The following is a 17,075-nucleotide window of genomic DNA, read 5'->3' on the forward strand; positions in this document are numbered from 1 at the left end:
GTGGGATTCCCTCTATAATAAGAGCAGAGATCAAACGGAAAAAGGAGATGTGGATGATGCAAGCAACAAACCTGAAAACGAATCATCTGACCCAGCCTCTCGGCATAGATGCCGGGACGCTGTTTTTATCGTGGCAGTGCGCCGAAGGCGTGCGCCAGACCGCCTACGAAATCGAAGTGACCGCCGGAGCCGAAACGCTGTGGGCAAGCGGAAAGATCTTGAGCAGTGTGATGCACACCGAAACGCCCACCCCTATGCCGCCCAAGACGCAGGGACAGTGGTGCATCCGGCTGTGGGATGAAAATGACCAGCCCGGTGCGTGGAGCGAAGCCGTCTTTGAAACGGGTCTGCCCTTTGCCGACTGGCAGGGCGTGTGGGTCTGCCCGGAAACGGAAGAACCGGATATCGATTGCACTGATGCAATCAACGCCTTTGCAAAGCCCAACTGGGAGCAGAAGCAGGCAGCGCTGGAAGCCTCCGGTAAAGGGCAGGCACAGCCTTATCAGCCCCACCGTCCGGCAAGCTATCTGCGCAAGGTGTTCACAGTCCCGGCAGGAGAAAGCAAACGGTTGTATATTACCGCCAAGGGTCTGTATACGGCATGGCTGAACGGCAAGCGGGTCGGCGATATGGTGCTTGCTCCCGGCAGCTTTACCGCAGACAAGCACCTTGGGGCACAGACCTACGATGTGACAGTGCTTGTTCATCCCGGCGAGAATGAACTGCTGATCGCGCTGGGCGATGGCTGGTACCGCAGCACTTCCGGCGTGGACGGTGACCGCGACCTGTTCGGCAAGGAACTGGCTGTCCTGTTCCAGCTGGAAGTGGATGGCAAGGCGGTCTGCGTTTCGGATGATGCCATGGAAGCGACCCAGTGCGGTCCCATCCGCCAGAACGATCTGCAGCAGGGCGAAGTGTATGATGCCCGGCTGGAAGGAGAACTGACCGGCTGGCACGGCGTGAGGACTGCGCCTAACACGCTCCCCCTCATTGGCATGAACACCGTGCCCATCCGGGAGCAGGAAGCCTTTGCGGGCAGGCTGTTCCGCACACCCAATGGAGAAACGGTTTTGGATTTCGGGCAGAATATGGCAGGCTATGTAGAGATGAAGCTGACTGCCCATGCCGGACAGAAAATCAAGCTGCTGTGCGGCGAAGCACTGGACGAGAACGGCAACTTTACGCAGGAGAACTTTCAGGACCGGAACCGCCACAAGGAGGGCGGCACGGCGCAGCTGCTGGAACTGATCTGCAAAGAGGGGGAGAACCACTACAAGCCCAGCTTTACTATCATGGGCTTCCGGTACGCAAAGGTGGAAACGGACATCGACCTGACCGGCGCAGAGTTTACTGCCCACGCCGTCTATTCGGAGATGCCGGTGACCGGCAGCTTTGGGTGCGGCAATGCGGATGTGAGTCAGCTGGTGCAAAACAGTGTGTGGAGCCAGAAGGGCAACTTCTGCGATATCCCCACCGACTGCCCCACCCGCGAGCGTGCCGGCTGGACGGGCGACATGGGGGTGTTCATTAAAACCGGTCTGACCCTGATGGATTGCTACCCGGTGGTGGAAAAATGGCTGGCAGAATGCCGCCTGAACCAGTACCCGGACGGCCGCATGGCAAACATTGCCCCGCCCACCAGCCGCCCCGGTTATATGACCCCCATGCTCTGTATGTCGGCGGGCTGGGGCGATGCTGCCATTCTGGTGCCCTACGCTCTTTATAAGCGTACCGGCGACCGCAAGATCCTGGCAGACAACTACGAGATGATGCAGAAGTGGTATGCGTTCCTGCTGGGCCGTGCCCAGCAGACCACCGAGGAACAGCAGACCGGGGCATACGCCAAGTACACGGTGCTGAACGGTCTGGACTACGGCGAGTGGTGTGAGCCTGGCATTACTCCCATGCAGGCGATGATGAACCCGCGCAAAAGCGTGGGTACGGCGTATCTGGCTTATTCCGGGCGGCTTCTGGCAGAAATTGCACAGGCGCTGGGCAAGGCAGAGGACGCAGCGCAGTACCGCGACACGGCAGAAAAGGCGGTAAAGGCGTACCGCGCCGCCTTTACTGACAATGGGAAAATCACTTCTGACCGCCAGTGCGAATACGTCCGCGCCATTGCCTTTGCACTGCTGGGCGAGGAGGAGAGCCAAGCCGCTGCGGATACCCTGAACCGGATGGTGGCGGAAAACGGCTATCACCTGAACACCGGCTTCCTTTCTACACCCTTCCTCTGCGAGGTGCTGGCAAAGTACGGCTATGCCGACACCGCCTATAAGCTGCTGTTACAGGACACCGCTCCCAGCTGGCTCTATGAGGTCAAGCAGGGCGCTACCACCGTCTGGGAGACATGGACGGGCATTGACGCAAACGGCCACCCCAGCGAATCCCTGAACCATTACTCCTACGGTGCCATCTGCGGCTGGCTGTTCGGTGGCGTGTGCGGCATCCATCTGGCAGGGGAGACCCTGACCATCGCCCCCACCCCGAACCCGGCTCTGGGCTGGGCAAAAGCAGTGTACGATTCCCCGGTGGGGCGCATTGAAAGCGGCTGGCAGTATGCAGGCGATGCCGTGACCTACACCATCACCGTGCCCTGCAACAGAACCGCAGAAGTCACCCTCCCGGATGGCAGAAGCCTGACCTTGCAGCCGGGCACCCACACCCTGTAACGCAAAAAGATTCCCCGCAAAACACAACGCCCCGCACCGGAAGGAGTAACCGGTGCGGGGCATTGCTTTTATGGGGATAATGAAGAAGAAAATAATGAGAGAATGGCAGGTCAGAATTTTTGCGCAAGGTATTTTGCACTGAGCTGGAAGCTCTTGATGGGGGAATTGTCCACCCAATTGCGGTGGCTTTCCAGAATAACGGCATCCACCTCCACGGCAAGGGCCTGCGCCATCAGGCTGTCCAAGTCCATGTTGCCGGTGCCCAGCTCCATGCTGTCGGTTTTCAGGATAGGCGTGATGGCACTGCCGGTGATGCGGGTGCCCCGGTCGTTGATGTGCCACAGCTTCATGCGGGAGCCGAGCCGCTGCATCCATGCCAAGGCGTTTGCACCGCCCTCGGTGAACCAGTAGCTGTCAAACTCAAAGTTGACAAAGGCAGGGTCGGTCTCTTCTAAGAGGATGTCGTAGGCGCGCTTTTCTGCGTTCACATGCCGCAGCTCGCAGTTGTGGTTGTGGTAGAGCAGGTGGATGCCCTCGGCTGTCAGAGTCTCGCCGGCTTTGTTCAGCCGCTGCGCAAGCTGGTGCATAACGGCTTCATCGCCGTAATCAAAGCGGTACATCCCGGTGATGACCACATACTGTGTGCCGAAGCTTTTGGCCTCCTCGGCCACTGCGTGGGCATCCCGTTCCAAACTGCCAAGGTCGGTGTGCAGACTGACCACCCGAAGGCCGGCCTCCTGCACCAGCTTGTGCCAGTCCAGATTGCCGCCCTTGCCCACCGGCATCCCGGCGGCCTTGGTCAGCAGCTTTACCACAAAGCCGATGGGGTGGATCATAAATCCACACAATTCAATGCCATCGTACCCGGCGGCTTTCATGGCAGCAAGGGTCTCTTTTGCCTGCTGCTCATTGCTTAGTACAGTGCCCAGCATAAATTGCTGCACAGCTTTGATGGGCATATTTTACCCCTCCAGTTTGAAAGTCTTACCCGGCGTGATGCCGTTTTCGTTAAAGCTGTCCACGCAGATGTAGTATTCCTGCCCGGCGGTCAGGGTGGAAAGGGTCACTTCGTCTGCATCGTACACCAGCCAGCTCAGATAGAGCTTATCAGGCGCAACGCCGTAGCGGACGTTGCAGCCCTGTGCATTTTCGATATGCTTCCAAGTGATCTTTGCATCCAGTGCATCCACGCGAGCCCCGGCGGCTTCGGCCTGTGCGGGCTTCGGGCCCTCGCCGTTGCCGAACACCCGCAGGCCGCTGATGCGCAGCGCCTGTCCGTAGGGCAGTTCGCCGCCCGTCACCCGGACGTACCGGGCACGGATGCCGTCTGCATATTCGTAGTAGCCGTTGGAGCACTCGCGGGCAACATTTTCGCGCAGCGTCCAGCTCGCTCCGTTCACACTGGTCTCCACCGTGTAGTGGGAGATCTGGGGCCGGGTCTCGATGTGGCGGGTCTTGCGGTCATCGCCGTAGCTGTCGGCAGGGAAGTCCACCACCAGCTTTTCGTCCGCCATATTTACCTGAATGGCGCGGACATCACTCTCTTTGCCAAGATCCACACACAGCCATTCACCCGGCTCTGCACCGGCGGCGCTCCACCAGCTGCGGCAGTCCTCATTGACTGCCCATTCCGGGCTGCTGTTTTCTGCGGTGCTGGAGGCCGTGACCGGCTTTTTGTAGCTCAGCAGCATCCATTCCGGCTGCTGTCTGGCGGCATCAAAGCGGTCTGCCGGGATGCGGTGGGGGTAATCGGCAAAGTTCTGGTTGCAGTAAAGCACGCCGTCCTTGTCGAACCCGGCAGGGAACAGCCCCACCCGGCGCTCAAAGTCATAGTTGACGGAAATGCGCATGGTGGAAGCGTGCCACCAGTTGCCGTAGGTGTCGGCAATGGTACTGCCGTGGCCTGCACCGGTAATGAAGCCACCGGGCTTTGCGGAGAACGGATTGGATGCCTGCCGCACAAAGGGGCCCAGCGGAGAACGGGAGGTGTATACACCGTCGGCGTAAGTGTTGTACTGGGTGCCAGGGCAGGCATATTGCAGGTAATAGAGGCCGTTATGCTTTGTCATAAAGGCACCCTCAATGTAGGGTTTGCCGATGGCGTTGAACATGGCAGTCAGGCTTTCGACACTCAGACCGGGGATATTTGCCATCTGCGGCGGCAGATTCAGCTTGCCGGTCTTGGGATCATAGAACTGCTTCATGGACTGGTACAGCACGCTGGCTTCCCGGTCCACGATGCCGTTGTTGCCGGGGCGCTCGTAGCCCAGTACGGTTTCATTGCCGAAGATCAGCTCCTGCTTTTCACCGATTGGGGTCATGGTGTCCGGGTCCAGCTCCACCCCGTAGATGGGGGAGATGTTGGAGCAGCCCCAGTAGAAGTACACCCGGCCATCGTCATCGCAGAACAGATCCGGGTCCCAGAAGGCAAAGGGGGCAGACACTTCGGTAAACGGCTCAGTCAGGGGGTCAGCGGTGCGCAAAATGGGGCAGTTGCGTCCCTTGCGGCTGGCGCAGAAATAGAGGTAATTGCCCACCTGCCGCACATCCGGTGCGTAGTCGTAGATCAGCAGGCCGGGGTCTGCATGGAAGTCCCAGTTCAGCAGATCCTCCGAATACCAGAAGCCTGCCGACATGGAAACAAAGAGATAATATTTGCCCTTGAAATAAACCAGCGTCGGGTCTGCGCCCTCCCGGAAACCCGCTGTGCGCGGGCCTTCCTTCATGTGCTGGTAACGGTAGCCCAGATCAAGAGGATTACAATAGGTTGTTTTCATCAAAGATCACTCCTTAGAAATGCCCTGCAATACACGGTTCAGTTGCTTGATGTCCTCCTCGGAAGCACCCGCCTGCATCAGCATGGATTCAATGGTCATCCGCTGCATGGCACGCTCCATCATGGCCACCAGAGCCGGGTTGTCTTTCACGGCAGCGGCAACATCTCCGCGGGCGGCGGCGGCTTTATCAGAAATCTGCTTCAGGATAGGACCAGCTTTCGGGTCTGCCATGGCGGCAGCCATGTTGTCCTTCACCGACCAGCAGCTTTCGTCCAGCTCGCCGTCAAACCAGTTGGTCACGTTCTTGCGGTTGTCCATGGCGTAATCCGGGTTGGGGGCGTCCACCTTGTTCACCAGGATCACGCTGCTGTGCTCGCCGGAGCGTGCCTCAATGCTGTGCTTGCCGGTGATGGGCAGCTGGAAGGTGAACACCTTGTCGCCCTGCTTGGTCTTCACCAGCTGACCGTCCTTGTACAGCGAGACCTCCGGCAGATTGGAGTAGACCTTAATCTCGGTCACATCCTCGGCGCGGTCCACATAGCGGCTGCCGCACAGGTGCACGAACGGCTCCTTGCTCCAATAGGCCTTGTAGAGATAGAAGGGGTCTTTTTTCAGCTTGCGGTCAAAGGTGACAAGTCCCTTCTGGTTCTCGCCGTGCTTGCCGCCCTCATCGCGGCCATCGGCGGCAAAATCAAACATATTCCACACATGGGTCGCCCACAGCCAAGGACGGTCGGCAATCATCTTTGCGATATGCTCATGGTAAATGCACTGGTAACTCTCGGTGTAGTCGCCCTTTTCCGGGTGGCTGCTCTGATACTGGGGGTTAGCATCTGCGCCATACTCCGAAAAGCCGATGCAGCGGTCGGGGTAATCGGCGTGGTATTTGTCAAAGAACTCGTCGTTCTGCTCCAGTTCGCCCAGATACCAGCCAAAATAGAGGTTGTAGCTGTTCACGTCCGGGATCTCCAGAATGGGGCTGGTGGTCTCCAGCATGAACACATTTGCCATGGTGGTCTTCCGGGTGGGGTCCAGCTTGTGGGCCAGCTCGTTCAGCAGACGGTGGTTTTCCAGCAGATCTTCATTGACAGCGGATGCGGCGGTAATCTCGTTGGACAGGCCCCAAACGGCAATGCAGGGGTGGTTGTAGTTCTGGACGATCAGCTCTTCCATCTGGGTCAGGGTGTTGGCACGGCCGTTGGTCATGTGCATGGTGATGTAGGGAATCTCTGCCCAGATGACAAGGCCCTTTTCATCGCACAGGTCGTAGAAATACTGTGCGTGCTGGTAGTGCGCCAGCCGGATGGTGTTGGCACCCATTTCCAGAATGATGGAAATGTCCTCCTCCATCATTTCGTTTGTCAGGGCAATGCCGGCCCCCTTGCGGTCCTGATGGCGGGAAACACCGCGCAGCGGATAGCTGCGGCCGTTCAGGATGAAGCCCTTCTGGGGGTCAAACTCAAACTTCCGGCAGCCGAAGCGGGCAGAAGTCTCTTCACCGTTGTCCAGCTTGGCAGAGACGGTGTAAAGGAAGGGATCGTCCACGCCATCCCACAGGCGGGCATTGTCCAGGGTGAAAACAGCCTTTGCAGTGCCGTTTTCCGCCGGAGCGGTGATGCTCTGGCCTTCCAGCGCAAAGGTAACGCTCTGTGCACCCACCACGGCGGCTTCCACAGTGACTTCGGCGGTCTTAGCGGCAAGGTCGGTGACGATGGGGGTCACCTTCAGTGCCGGTGCGCCATTAGCGGGCAGGGCAAAGTGTTCTGCCGGGACGATATGCAGGGTCACATCCCGGTAAATGCCGCCGTAGAAGGTGAAGTCTGCCTTCTGGGGGTACACGGTGTCGTTGTCGCTGTTGTCCACGCTGATCGCCAGCAGATTTTCCTCTTTGAGATGTTCGGTCAGGTCAACCCGAAAGGTAGAATAGCCGCCCTTGTGCTCGGCCAGCTTTTCGCCGTTCAGGTAGACTACAGCGGTCATAGCGGCACCGTCCAACTGCAAAATTGCTTTGCCGCCTGCCGGGATGGCGGGCTTTGCCAGAGCCAGCGTATACCAGCAGGTGCCGCGGTAGTAATCGTTGCCGCCGTCCTGACCGTCCACGGCGTTCCATGTGTGGGGCAGGGTAATGGCCTCACCCATAATGGCGGTGGGGATGCCGGTGTTCTCCTTGGTAAAATGCCAGTTGCTATGATTCAGCAGGATGGTTTTGCTCATGGTAAAAACTCCTTTGTAAAAGATGGATCAAATCGGCAAAAACCGAAAGAGCGTATGAGCCCTTTCGGTCTTTGCAGGTTATTACTGCATGTTTTCTGCAATTACTTCATGGCGAAGGGCTTCTTTTTTGTCCGCGATGCGCTTCTGGACGTTGACCATTTCCTCCTTGGTCAGGGGGCAGCCGACCATGGCAAGCAGGGTGATGAGCCAGCCCAGCATCGGCAGACCGTATTTGATGGCAAGGGTCATCCAGAAGATGCCGGAGGTGTAGGCATCCGTGGGCTGGGGCATGGTTGTGGTGTAGCCCAAAATAGCCACGGCACCGGTGGCGACGACGGCAGCCACCGAGGTGATGAGCTTGTCGATGAGGCTGTAAGTACCGGAGACGACTGCCGGGATGTAACGGCCGCTGCGGTCCAGCTCGTAGTCGATGGTGTCAGCCATGTAAGAAGTGTTGGAGGTGGTGATGCACATGTTGGAACCGTTCTGCAGCAGGGTCAGCAGGACGTAAACGATCATGTTCCAGCTGCCCATCACGCCAATCTGACGGGTATCCGTGAAGATGAAGAACAGGATCAGCACAGCGGTGATGGCCATGCTGATGCAGGTCCAAGTCACGATGCCCTTCTTGCTGCCCTTTTTGCCCACATACTTTGCGCCGAAGGCGGCAAAGAAGATGGAAGGCACCATGCTGATCACGCCAAGGGTGGTGGCAAGACCCATGTTGCCGATCAGGATACCATTCAGCATGGTGTTGATGATGGCCTGGCTGCCTACCTGCTGTGCCAGCTTGTCGGAAGCGTTGGAGGCGATGTAGCACTGCAGGGGCTTGTTGTGCTTGAGCACTTCAAGGACATCCGCGATCTTCAGCGGCTCGTGCTTTTTGTTGGTGCCCTCAAAGCTTTCGGGCTTATCGTAGGCAGAGATACCGGCGCAGACGATCAGGGTGCCGATGCCGGCAATAATCAGGACGATGGTGCAGACCATGCTGAGAAAGTCCTGATTGAAGGTGCCGCCGCACTTGGGCAGGATGACGGTGTAGATCAGCATGCTCATGCCCATGGGCACGGCGTAGTTCAGTGCAGTGGTCCAGACACCGATGGTGGGACGCTGCCGGGGATCGTTGGTCATGATGGCGGGCAGGGTCTGGGCGGTCATGTTGGTGACGGTGTAGCCGATGATGTAAATAATGTAGGTCAGGGCGAACACCGGCAGGCCGAGGCCCTTGCTGGAGCACAGGTTGAACATGCACAGCAGGCCCACCGCTTCAATCAGGTAGCCGCTGATCAGCAGAACGCGCAGCTTGCCGAAACGGGTGTTGACGCGGTCATAGACGAACGCCAGCATCGGGTCGGTGAAGCCGTCCAGAATGCGGGCCAGCATCAGGATGATGCCAACGGTTGCAGTGGTGATGCCGTAGCCGATGCTGGCAGAATAACTTGCCATACCGATCAGGGAGTAGACGCTCATGCCCACAAAGGCGTTGCAGGCGTAGCAGATGATCTGCCATGTTTTGGCGCGGCGATACTGAACGCCGTCTACCTCACTGGCGCTGGGTTTCTTTTGGAACATAATGATTTTCCTCCTTTTTGTGTGAAACGGGTTCCGCTTTTCTTGACACCAGAATAACAGAATGCAACAGGTACTGCCGGATAAAAAACTGGAATTGAGGATAAAAATTCGCGCAGTTCTGATCGCTCAACGAAAAATTCACCAATAACGTGAAAAATTATCCTTTTTGCTCCGCGCAGACCTGTTACAATAGGCACAAGAGAAAACTCGGCTTCTGAATAATCTGAATAAAAGGAGAACCATCATGCAGAAATTTGAAAAAGGTTTTTTCATCGGTGCTGCAACAGCAGCCCATCAGGTAGAGGGCAACAACACCAACAGCGACTACTGGGCACAGGAGCAGCTGCCCCATTCCAGCTTTACGGAACCCAGCGGCATTGCCTGCGACCATTATCATCGGTATGAGGAAGATATTAAGCTGCTGGCCGATGCCGGGCTGAACGCCTACCGTTTTTCCATCGAGTGGGCACGGGTGGAGCCGGAGGAAGGCAAATTTGATCCGGAAGCCATCGAACATTACCGCAAGGTCATCGCCTGCTGCAAGGCGCAGGGCGTAGAGCCCATCGCCACCCTGCTGCACTTTACCAGCCCGAAATGGCTCATCTGCAAGGGCGGCTGGGAAGCAGAATCCACGGTCGAGGACTTCAAAAAATATGTGACCTATGTGATGGAGCAGCTGGGCAGCGAGCTGCGCTATGTCTGCACCATCAACGAAGCCAATATGGGCCTGCAGCTGGCCGCTATTTCCAAGCGGTTCCGCCTGATGGCAGAACAGGCTGCCAAGAATGCCGCTGCAGCCGGAAAGTCTGCCGAGGGCACGGTGCAGGTGGGCATGAACTTCCAGAAGATGATGGAAAACATGAAGTTTGCCGCCATGGAAAACGCACAGGTGTTCGGCACACCCCAGCCCCAGATCTTTGTCAGCGAGCGCACCCCGGAGGGCGACCTGCTGGTGCTGCGTGCCCATGCAGCCGCACGGGATGCCATCAAGGCCATCTGCCCGCAGGTCAAGGTGGGCTTGACCCTTTCGCTCCACGACTTGCAGGCACAGCCCGGCGGCGAAGCCTTTGCCGAGGCCGCATGGCAGGAGGAGTTTACCCACTATCTGCCCTACATCAAAGAGGACGACTTCTTGGGTGTGCAGAACTACACCCGCACCCTTTACGGCCCGCAGGGGCAGCTGCCGGCACCGGAGGGCGCAGAGCTGACCCAGATGGATTACGAGGTCTATCCGCAGGCACTGGAACACGTCCTCCGCAAGGTGGCAGAGGAATTCAAGGGCGACCTCATCGTCACCGAAAACGGCATTGCCACCGCCGATGACACCCGCCGTGTGGCGTTTATCCGGCAGGCACTGGACGGCGTGCAGCACTGCATTGCCGACGGCATCCCGGTGAAGGGCTACTTCCATTGGAGCCTGATGGACAATTTTGAGTGGCAGAAGGGCTATGCCATGCAGTTCGGCCTGATCGCCGTGAACCGTGAAACCATGGAACGGACCGCAAAGCCCAGCCTTGGGGTGCTGGGTAGTTACGCAGAAAGATAAGCTGCAATAGCAAAAAACAGGCTGCGGAAGATGCTTCTCGCAGCCTGTTTTGGTTCAGTGGGAAAGATGCAGACCATGGACACCATTTGCAACCACGGCGGCAATTACGTTGATGTGCTTTTGCGCCAGTTTGGCGTCGGTGTTCAAAAGCCCGGAAAGACCGTTCATTACAAAAATCAGGATGGCACCGACATTTTCATATTGGGACGGCTCGATATTGTCACCTTTGATTTTTTCCAGAATGGCATCCCGCAAATGCTGCGTAAAGCGGTTCATCGCGGATACCGGAACCACACCGAGATAATCGGTCGCCTGCTGGAGATTAGCAAACATCTCCCGCACAAACGCCTCCGGCGTATCCAGCAGCTGCTGTGCGCCGCCCATATTGTCGCAGACGAGCTGGACCGTTTGCCGCTCCATTTCGGCGGTGAGGGCATCCAGCGTTTCATAGTGGGAATAAAAGGTCGTTTTGTTGATCTCGGCCCGTTCGGCAATTTCTTTGACCGTGATCTTTTCGATCGGCTTCTCCCGCAGCAGGGCAACAAACGCTTTCTGAATGGCACGCTTCGTTTTTTTGACCCGGATATCCATACAATTCCTCCGTCAATGTATTTCGTAAAGGATGCTTAACCAACGCTTTGGACGTGAACCGTTGCTTAAACACCGGACACGCCGGAAACTGCTGATTGCAGCCCCTGCGCCACAGTGTTATTATAGCACCACAGGGATGGATAAGCAACTGAGAGTTGTAAATCTGATTCGTAAATACGATAAATCATCGGGAGATAATTCACGATGAAGTGGAATGGCTGAAGCAGAGTAACATGATTTGAGAAAAAGGAGAATGAAAATGATGGATTTCAACAGTGTCAAAGGTAAGGTAGCAATCGTCACCGGCGCAAGCCGTGGCATCGGCCGGGCCATTGCCGAGTGCTTTGGCGAAAACGGCATGAAGGTGGTCTGTGCAGCCCGCAGTGCAGAGCAGGGGCGGGCTGTGGCAGACGGCATCTGCGCCAAGGGCGGCGATGCCATCTTTATCCAGACCGATTGCAGCAAGGCTTCTGCCATCAAAGAACTGGTGGATAAGACGGTGACGCACTACGGCAAGCTGGATGGCGTGGTCAGCAACGCAGGCATCGGCATGGGCGGCACACCGCTGCATGAGTATGAGGTAGAGGATTACGAGAAGATCTTCTCCCTGAACAGCGAGGGTGTCTTTGCCGGGATGAAGTACGGCGCAGAGGCCATCCTCAAGAGCCACAGCGAAGGCGGATTCCTCATCAATGTGGCATCGGTGGCGGGTCTTGTGCCCCAGCGTGGACAGGCGCTGTACAGTGCCACCAAGTTCGGCGTGGTCGGCATGACCCGCGCAGCGGCGCTGGATTACGCAGAATACGGCATTACCGTCAACGCTATCTGTCCCGGCTACACCAGAACCAGCATTTTCGGGGATGCACCGGCTGCGGCCATGGACTTCTTTGCATCCGACTGCCCGGCAAAGCGGATGGGCGACCCGGAGGAGTGCGCTGCATTGGCACTTTTCCTTGCCAGCGGTCTGGCACGGTACATCACCGGTGCAGCCATCCCGGTGGACGGCGCACTGTCTGCCGGACACCAGAGCATCAGCAGCTGGAAGCACCCGGAAATTTTGACCGGCGGCAAGCTGAACAGCCAGAGCACGATTGCAGCACTGATGGAAAACGAGGCCGCAAAAGCCATCGTGGAGCAGTACCTGCCCGGTTTTGCCGACAACCAGCAGGCAAAAGCTGCCTACGGCATGACATTTGGCAAGATCGGCCCTATGCTGGGGCTGCCGGAAACGGCGCTGAAAGCACTGCTGGATGCGCTGGACAACCTGTGACCGAAGCAGCTCGGAAAGCCTCTTTGACAGGGGTTTTCGTTCTGCCTGCGTGCAGTTGATTTTTGGGAGGAGACCATGAAAAACGAAGCACTTTTCCGTACCGGCTCTGTCTGGAAATCCATCATTTCCATGGCGGTGCCCTCCATTATCATTATCCTTGTCATGGTGCTGTACAACATGGCGGATATGTTTTTTGTGGGCTGTCTGGGCGATACCGCACAGGTGGCGGCGGTCTCCGTTGTGGGGCCGGTGTTTTCGATCCTTTCGGCAGTAGCGACCATGCTTGGCGCAGGCAGCAGCGCCATCATTGCACGCTGCTTTGGCGCAGGCGAGATCGAGCAGGGCAAGACCTGCTCCTCGCTCTGCTTCTGGAGCAGCTTTTTTCTGGGCGTTCTGGTCAGCATCGGTCTGCTGGTGAGCAGAGTGCCGCTTCTGGGGGTGCTGGGCTCAAATGCAGAATTTTTTCCCTATGCAGAGCGGTATCTTCAGGTCCTTGCACTGGGTGCGCCGCTTTTTATCCTGTCCAACAGCATGGCGATGCTGGTGCGTGCAGAGGGCGCAGTAAAAGAAGGCCTGATCGGCAATCTTCTGGGCACGCTGGTCAACTGCATTTTTGACCCGCTGTTCATTCTGGTGCTGAACTTCGGCGTCAGCGGTGCGGCTGCTGCCAGTGTGCTGGGCAATCTTGTGGCGACGGGCTGCTATCTGCGCTACATCGTCAAACACGGCACGGTGCTGACCGTTGATCTCCGTCCTGCCCTGAAAAAACCGCAGATGCTGGGTGAGATGCTGGCCATTGGTCTGCCCAACGGGATCAGCAGCCTGCTGGCAGGGTTTGCCTCCTCCTTCAGCAACCGGCTGCTGGTGACCCACGGCACGGCGGCGGTCGCAGCCATGGCGGCAGCGGGCAAGACGACCATGATCATCAGTATGATCGCCATGGCGATCTGCATGGGGTGCCAGCCGCTTCTGGCGTACAGCTACGGCGCAGGTGACATAAAGCGCCTGAAGCAGCTTTTGAAAGATCTGATCCTCCTGACCGTTGTTTTTGGTGTGCTTGCCGGGGCAGCCAGCTTTGCCGGACGCAATGCCTTGATCGGGATGTTCATCAAGGAAGAAGGGGCGTTCCGTCTGGGGACGCAGTTGGTGGTTTATCTGGTGCTGGGCAGCCCGGTGATCGGTCTGACCTATCTGGCAACCAGCCTGCTGCAATCTGTAGGCAAGGCAAGTGGTGCGGTGGTGCTCTCTCTTTTGCGGCAGGGGCTGCTGCTGATCCCGCTGCTGTACCTGATGAATGCGCTTTGCGGGGTGCAGGGCATTGCGGCGGCGCACCTGATGGCAGACGTGGGCGCTGCGGTCATCTCCGCAGGCATCCTGCTGCACTGGCTCCGGGCATCGGTAGAAAAAACGGCAGAAGTATGATATACTGTTTCCATCAATGAGCCGGAGGGATTAGGCATGGATGTTCTCCAGAATATGATGCTGTTTTCCGAGCTTGTCAAGTGCGGCGGAAATGTATATACATGGTGCTATGATGCACAGGGAAAGCTCTTGCGGAGCAACTGCCCGGACGAGGCATTTCTTGCCAGTGCATTTGAACTGTTCGGCTGCAAACAGCGGATGCTGGAGCATGGGGATCGGGACGATGTACCTGTTACCTTGGGGACGGCATTGGGTCTTTTGTGGGGCGCAGCCTTTGAAAAGGAAGAGGGAAAACTGAAGCGTGTCTGTGTCATCGGGCCGGTGTTCTATCAGGATGTGACAATGCGCGGGATCGAGGAAGGGCTGAAATATTACAGCAAGCTGGAGATCAGTGTGGCATGGACGATCCAGCTTTACAAAGCCCTTGAAAAAGTTCCTACCCTGCAAAACACCATTATGAACCGCTATCTGCTGATGATGCACTACTGCCTGACCGGGCAGCGGCTGGAGCTGAGCAGTGTGAACAGCAGTGCAGCACAGGACGAACGGCTGAAAAGCGATGCGATTCCCCATGACCGCCATAAGATCTGGATGGCGGAGCAGGGAATGCTGCAAATGGTCCGCACCGGAGACCTGAATTACAAGCAGGCACTTTCCAACAGTATGAGCATGAGTGCAGGCGTGCCGGTGCAGAGCAGCGATGTTCTGCGCCAGAGTAAGACTTCCATCATCGTGTTCACCTCGCTGGTGTGCCGTGCCGCCATTGAGGGCGGTCTTTCCCCGGAGGAGGCGTACTCGCTGGGGGACAGCTACATTCAGACAGCAGAAGCGGCAAAATCGTTGGATGAACTGAGCCCGCTTGCAATGATGATGTACGATGATTTCATCCGGCGTGTCCACAAACACCGGACGAACCCTAACCTCAGTATGCAGATCCAGAAGTGTGTGGATCATATCGAGATGAATCTGGACAAAAAGATCGTAGCGGAAGATCTTGCTGCCCTGGTGGGCTACACGGAATACTACCTCACCCATAAATTCAAGGAAGAAACGGGTCTGAGCGTCACGAACTATGTGAAGTTTGCAAAGGTCGAACGCGCGAAGGTTCTGCTGAAAAGCACAACGCTCAGCGTCCGGGAAATTTCCGAGCAGCTTGGCTTTGCCACCCGCAATTATTTCAGCGCAGTCTTTCAGCAGGTCACCGGAAAAACACCCATGGAGTTCCGGGAAACATAAAGCAGAACAGGCATCCTGCGATACCATTTGGCGGTATCGGACAGGATGCCTGTTCTGCTAGGATGAAGAAAAATGGGGGAGAGTGGCTCAGTTAAGGAACTTCTCGTTCAGGGTCACGCCAAAGTCGTGGGCAATGGCGCGCAGGTCATCGTCGGTGATGGTCTGCCGGATGATGCCGCCGCCCATGGAGAGCACCTTGACGTAGATCTCAGCACTCTTTTCGATGGTGTGGGCAAGACCAAAAGTGATGTCAAAGTCCGGGCCGGAGGCAAACAGACCGTGCTGCGCCCAGATGGCTGCCTGATAGTGCTTCATCAGCTCACTGGTGGCCATGGCAATGTCCGCCCCGCCGGGCACCATCCACGGGCAGACGCCCACACCCTCCGGGAACACCACCGGGCACTCGGTGGCGCTCTGCCACAGGGCACGGGTGAAGTCCCGGTCGGTCAGAGGCAGGATGTAGGTCAGGGCAATGACGTTGGTGGCGTGGCAGTGGTAGATGACGCGGTTTGCGCCATTGGTGGCAGCCTTGCGGACGCTGTGGTTCATAAAGTGGCTGGGGAACTCACTGGTGGGCTTTGCACCGTCCTCCAGGCCCCAGACGATGCGCCAGCTGTCGCCCTTGTCGTTGATCTCCACAATGCCGATGCTGTGCACGGAATCCGGCTCCACGTTGCGGAAGAACTTGCCCGAACCGGTGGTGATAAAGTACTCCCCGGCCAGATTGTCCGCCTGCACGCCCATGTTCACCCACTCCCGGGGCTGCGGGTCAAAGAAGGGGCGGCACTGGGCCACTTCCTCCTCTTTCTCGTCCCAGATGGTGCGTTCCTCGATGTTGACCTTGGGGGCATCACGGGGCAGGGGAATCTTGTGGATGAGGTCCCACTCCACCGCATAGGAAAATACGGTCTTGAGCAGCGTGTGGACTTCGTGGATAGAGGTGCTGGACAGCAGCCGCTTCTTTTGCTTGTCGGTTAGGATCTGCTTTACGCCGTGGACGTACTGCCCGCAGGGGGTCTTGGCAAGGGTGGCATTCGATGAAAAAGCCTTTCTTGATCCATGCGGGGGTAAAATTACTCATAGGCATTCCATCCTTTCATTGGCGTTACGGAAAAGCGATGTGCTCATTTTGAGTACATCGTTTTTTCTACCGCAACAGGTGGATACACGTCTGTTTCGCCTCATGTGGACATTTTGACCACATGAGGTGAATTGCCGTTCTCTCTGCATGGATTTCCTGCCCCCTTCCGGCGGCGTTTTCCGGCTCTCCCACTGGGGGGTCATCGCCGGGTATCCCATGCAGACGGTCATGCGGTTTTCAAGGTCCAACGGGCAAAACGGCAACAAAAAAGCCGTCACAAAACAGACCAGCCCTGCCTTCGCTTTTTCTGGAAGGTCATGCTAGTCGGTTATGTAACGGCTGAAAGCCAAAATGTTCAGCCCCGCAAGGTCTGAACGAATATGTAAAAATATGTTATATTCAATTGTTGGGATAGATTACCACAAAAGTCGAGCCGTGTCAACGTGAACTTGTCGGGGCGAGGCCCCTCCATCTTGCTGTGTAAGACCGTTCTGTCGCTTAAAAGCCCCACTGGGGCTTTCATTGCTCCGTTGCGCTTCGCAAACGCGAACTTTTGAAAACACGCCACTTTCGGCAGTGTGCAAGAAAAAACAAGGAAAACTTTGGCAAAAAGAGAGAGGGCTGGACGGAGCCAGCCCTCTTGACAAGGAAAAACACAAGGCTCTTTATTATAATAAAGCTATAAGAACATAAT

At 57.0% G+C, this 17,075-nt stretch carries 11 protein-coding genes; 5 read left to right on the top strand and 6 right to left on the bottom strand.

Annotated features, from left to right (window positions below; all coding sequences use genetic code 11):
• Nucleotides 1–53 precede the first annotated feature (53 nt).
• A complete protein-coding gene (locus J3353_RS11895) occupies nucleotides 54–2,672 on the top strand; it encodes a family 78 glycoside hydrolase catalytic domain (RefSeq protein WP_370569199.1) in 2,619 nt (872 codons plus the stop codon).
• A gap of 110 nt (nucleotides 2,673–2,782) precedes the next feature.
• On the opposite strand, the gene J3353_RS11900 is transcribed toward J3353_RS11895, so the two are convergent.
• The 4 genes from J3353_RS11900 to J3353_RS11915 form a co-directional block, all read right to left on the bottom strand.
• On the bottom strand, nucleotides 2,783–3,631 hold the full coding sequence (locus J3353_RS11900) for a sugar phosphate isomerase/epimerase (RefSeq protein WP_207684913.1): 849 nt from the start codon (nucleotides 3,629–3,631) through the stop codon (nucleotides 2,783–2,785).
• A gap of 3 nt (nucleotides 3,632–3,634) precedes the next feature.
• The gene (locus tag J3353_RS11905) at nucleotides 3,635–5,449 is read right to left on the bottom strand and encodes a family 43 glycosylhydrolase (protein WP_207684914.1); all 1,815 of its coding nucleotides are present in this window, start codon (nucleotides 5,447–5,449) and stop codon (nucleotides 3,635–3,637) included.
• Nucleotides 5,450–5,455: 6 nt separating this feature from the next.
• Nucleotides 5,456–7,663 (bottom strand): glycoside hydrolase family 2 protein, encoded by a 2,208-nt coding sequence (locus J3353_RS11910; protein WP_207684915.1) that lies wholly within the window; start codon nucleotides 7,661–7,663, stop codon nucleotides 5,456–5,458.
• Nucleotides 7,664–7,744: 81 nt separating this feature from the next.
• On the bottom strand, nucleotides 7,745–9,235 hold the full coding sequence (locus J3353_RS11915; RefSeq protein WP_207684916.1) for an MFS transporter: 1,491 nt from the start codon (nucleotides 9,233–9,235) through the stop codon (nucleotides 7,745–7,747).
• Between the two features lie 244 nt (nucleotides 9,236–9,479).
• Here J3353_RS11915 and J3353_RS11920 point away from each other — a divergent pair, with 244 nt between their 5' ends.
• On the top strand, nucleotides 9,480–10,781 hold the full coding sequence (locus tag J3353_RS11920; protein ID WP_207684917.1) for a glycoside hydrolase family 1 protein: 1,302 nt from the start codon (nucleotides 9,480–9,482) through the stop codon (nucleotides 10,779–10,781).
• A gap of 54 nt (nucleotides 10,782–10,835) precedes the next feature.
• Here J3353_RS11920 and J3353_RS11925 read toward each other — a convergent pair whose 3' ends face one another.
• Nucleotides 10,836–11,372 carry a TetR/AcrR family transcriptional regulator gene (locus tag J3353_RS11925; RefSeq protein WP_207684918.1) on the bottom strand — a complete coding sequence of 179 codons (537 nt, stop codon included), beginning with the start codon at nucleotides 11,370–11,372 and terminating at the stop codon, nucleotides 10,836–10,838.
• Nucleotides 11,373–11,631: 259 nt separating this feature from the next.
• On the opposite strand from J3353_RS11925, the gene J3353_RS11930 reads away from it, so the two are divergent.
• The 3 genes from J3353_RS11930 to J3353_RS11940 all read left to right on the top strand — a co-directional run bounded on the left by J3353_RS11930 (nucleotide 11,632) and on the right by J3353_RS11940 (nucleotide 15,300).
• The gene (locus tag J3353_RS11930) at nucleotides 11,632–12,642 is read left to right on the top strand and encodes an SDR family NAD(P)-dependent oxidoreductase (protein ID WP_242700942.1); all 1,011 of its coding nucleotides are present in this window, start codon (nucleotides 11,632–11,634) and stop codon (nucleotides 12,640–12,642) included.
• 75 nt (nucleotides 12,643–12,717) lie between these two features.
• On the top strand, nucleotides 12,718–14,064 hold the full coding sequence (locus J3353_RS11935) for an MATE family efflux transporter (protein ID WP_207684920.1): 1,347 nt from the start codon (nucleotides 12,718–12,720) through the stop codon (nucleotides 14,062–14,064).
• A gap of 36 nt (nucleotides 14,065–14,100) precedes the next feature.
• Entirely contained in the window at nucleotides 14,101–15,300 is a 1,200-nt protein-coding gene (locus tag J3353_RS11940) for an AraC family transcriptional regulator (protein WP_117476322.1), read from the top strand.
• 87 nt (nucleotides 15,301–15,387) lie between these two features.
• Here the strand turns inward: J3353_RS11940 and rhaD are convergent, their stop codons facing one another.
• Nucleotides 15,388–16,161, bottom strand: coding sequence for a rhamnulose-1-phosphate aldolase (rhaD, locus tag J3353_RS11945; protein WP_242700943.1), 774 nt, complete (start codon nucleotides 16,159–16,161; stop codon nucleotides 15,388–15,390).
• Nucleotides 16,162–17,075: the final 914 nt, after the last annotated feature.

Origin of the sequence: Faecalibacterium sp. Marseille-Q4137, assembly GCF_017377535.1 — a bacterium.
Lineage (GTDB): Bacteria > Bacillota > Clostridia > Oscillospirales > Ruminococcaceae > Faecalibacterium > Faecalibacterium duncaniae.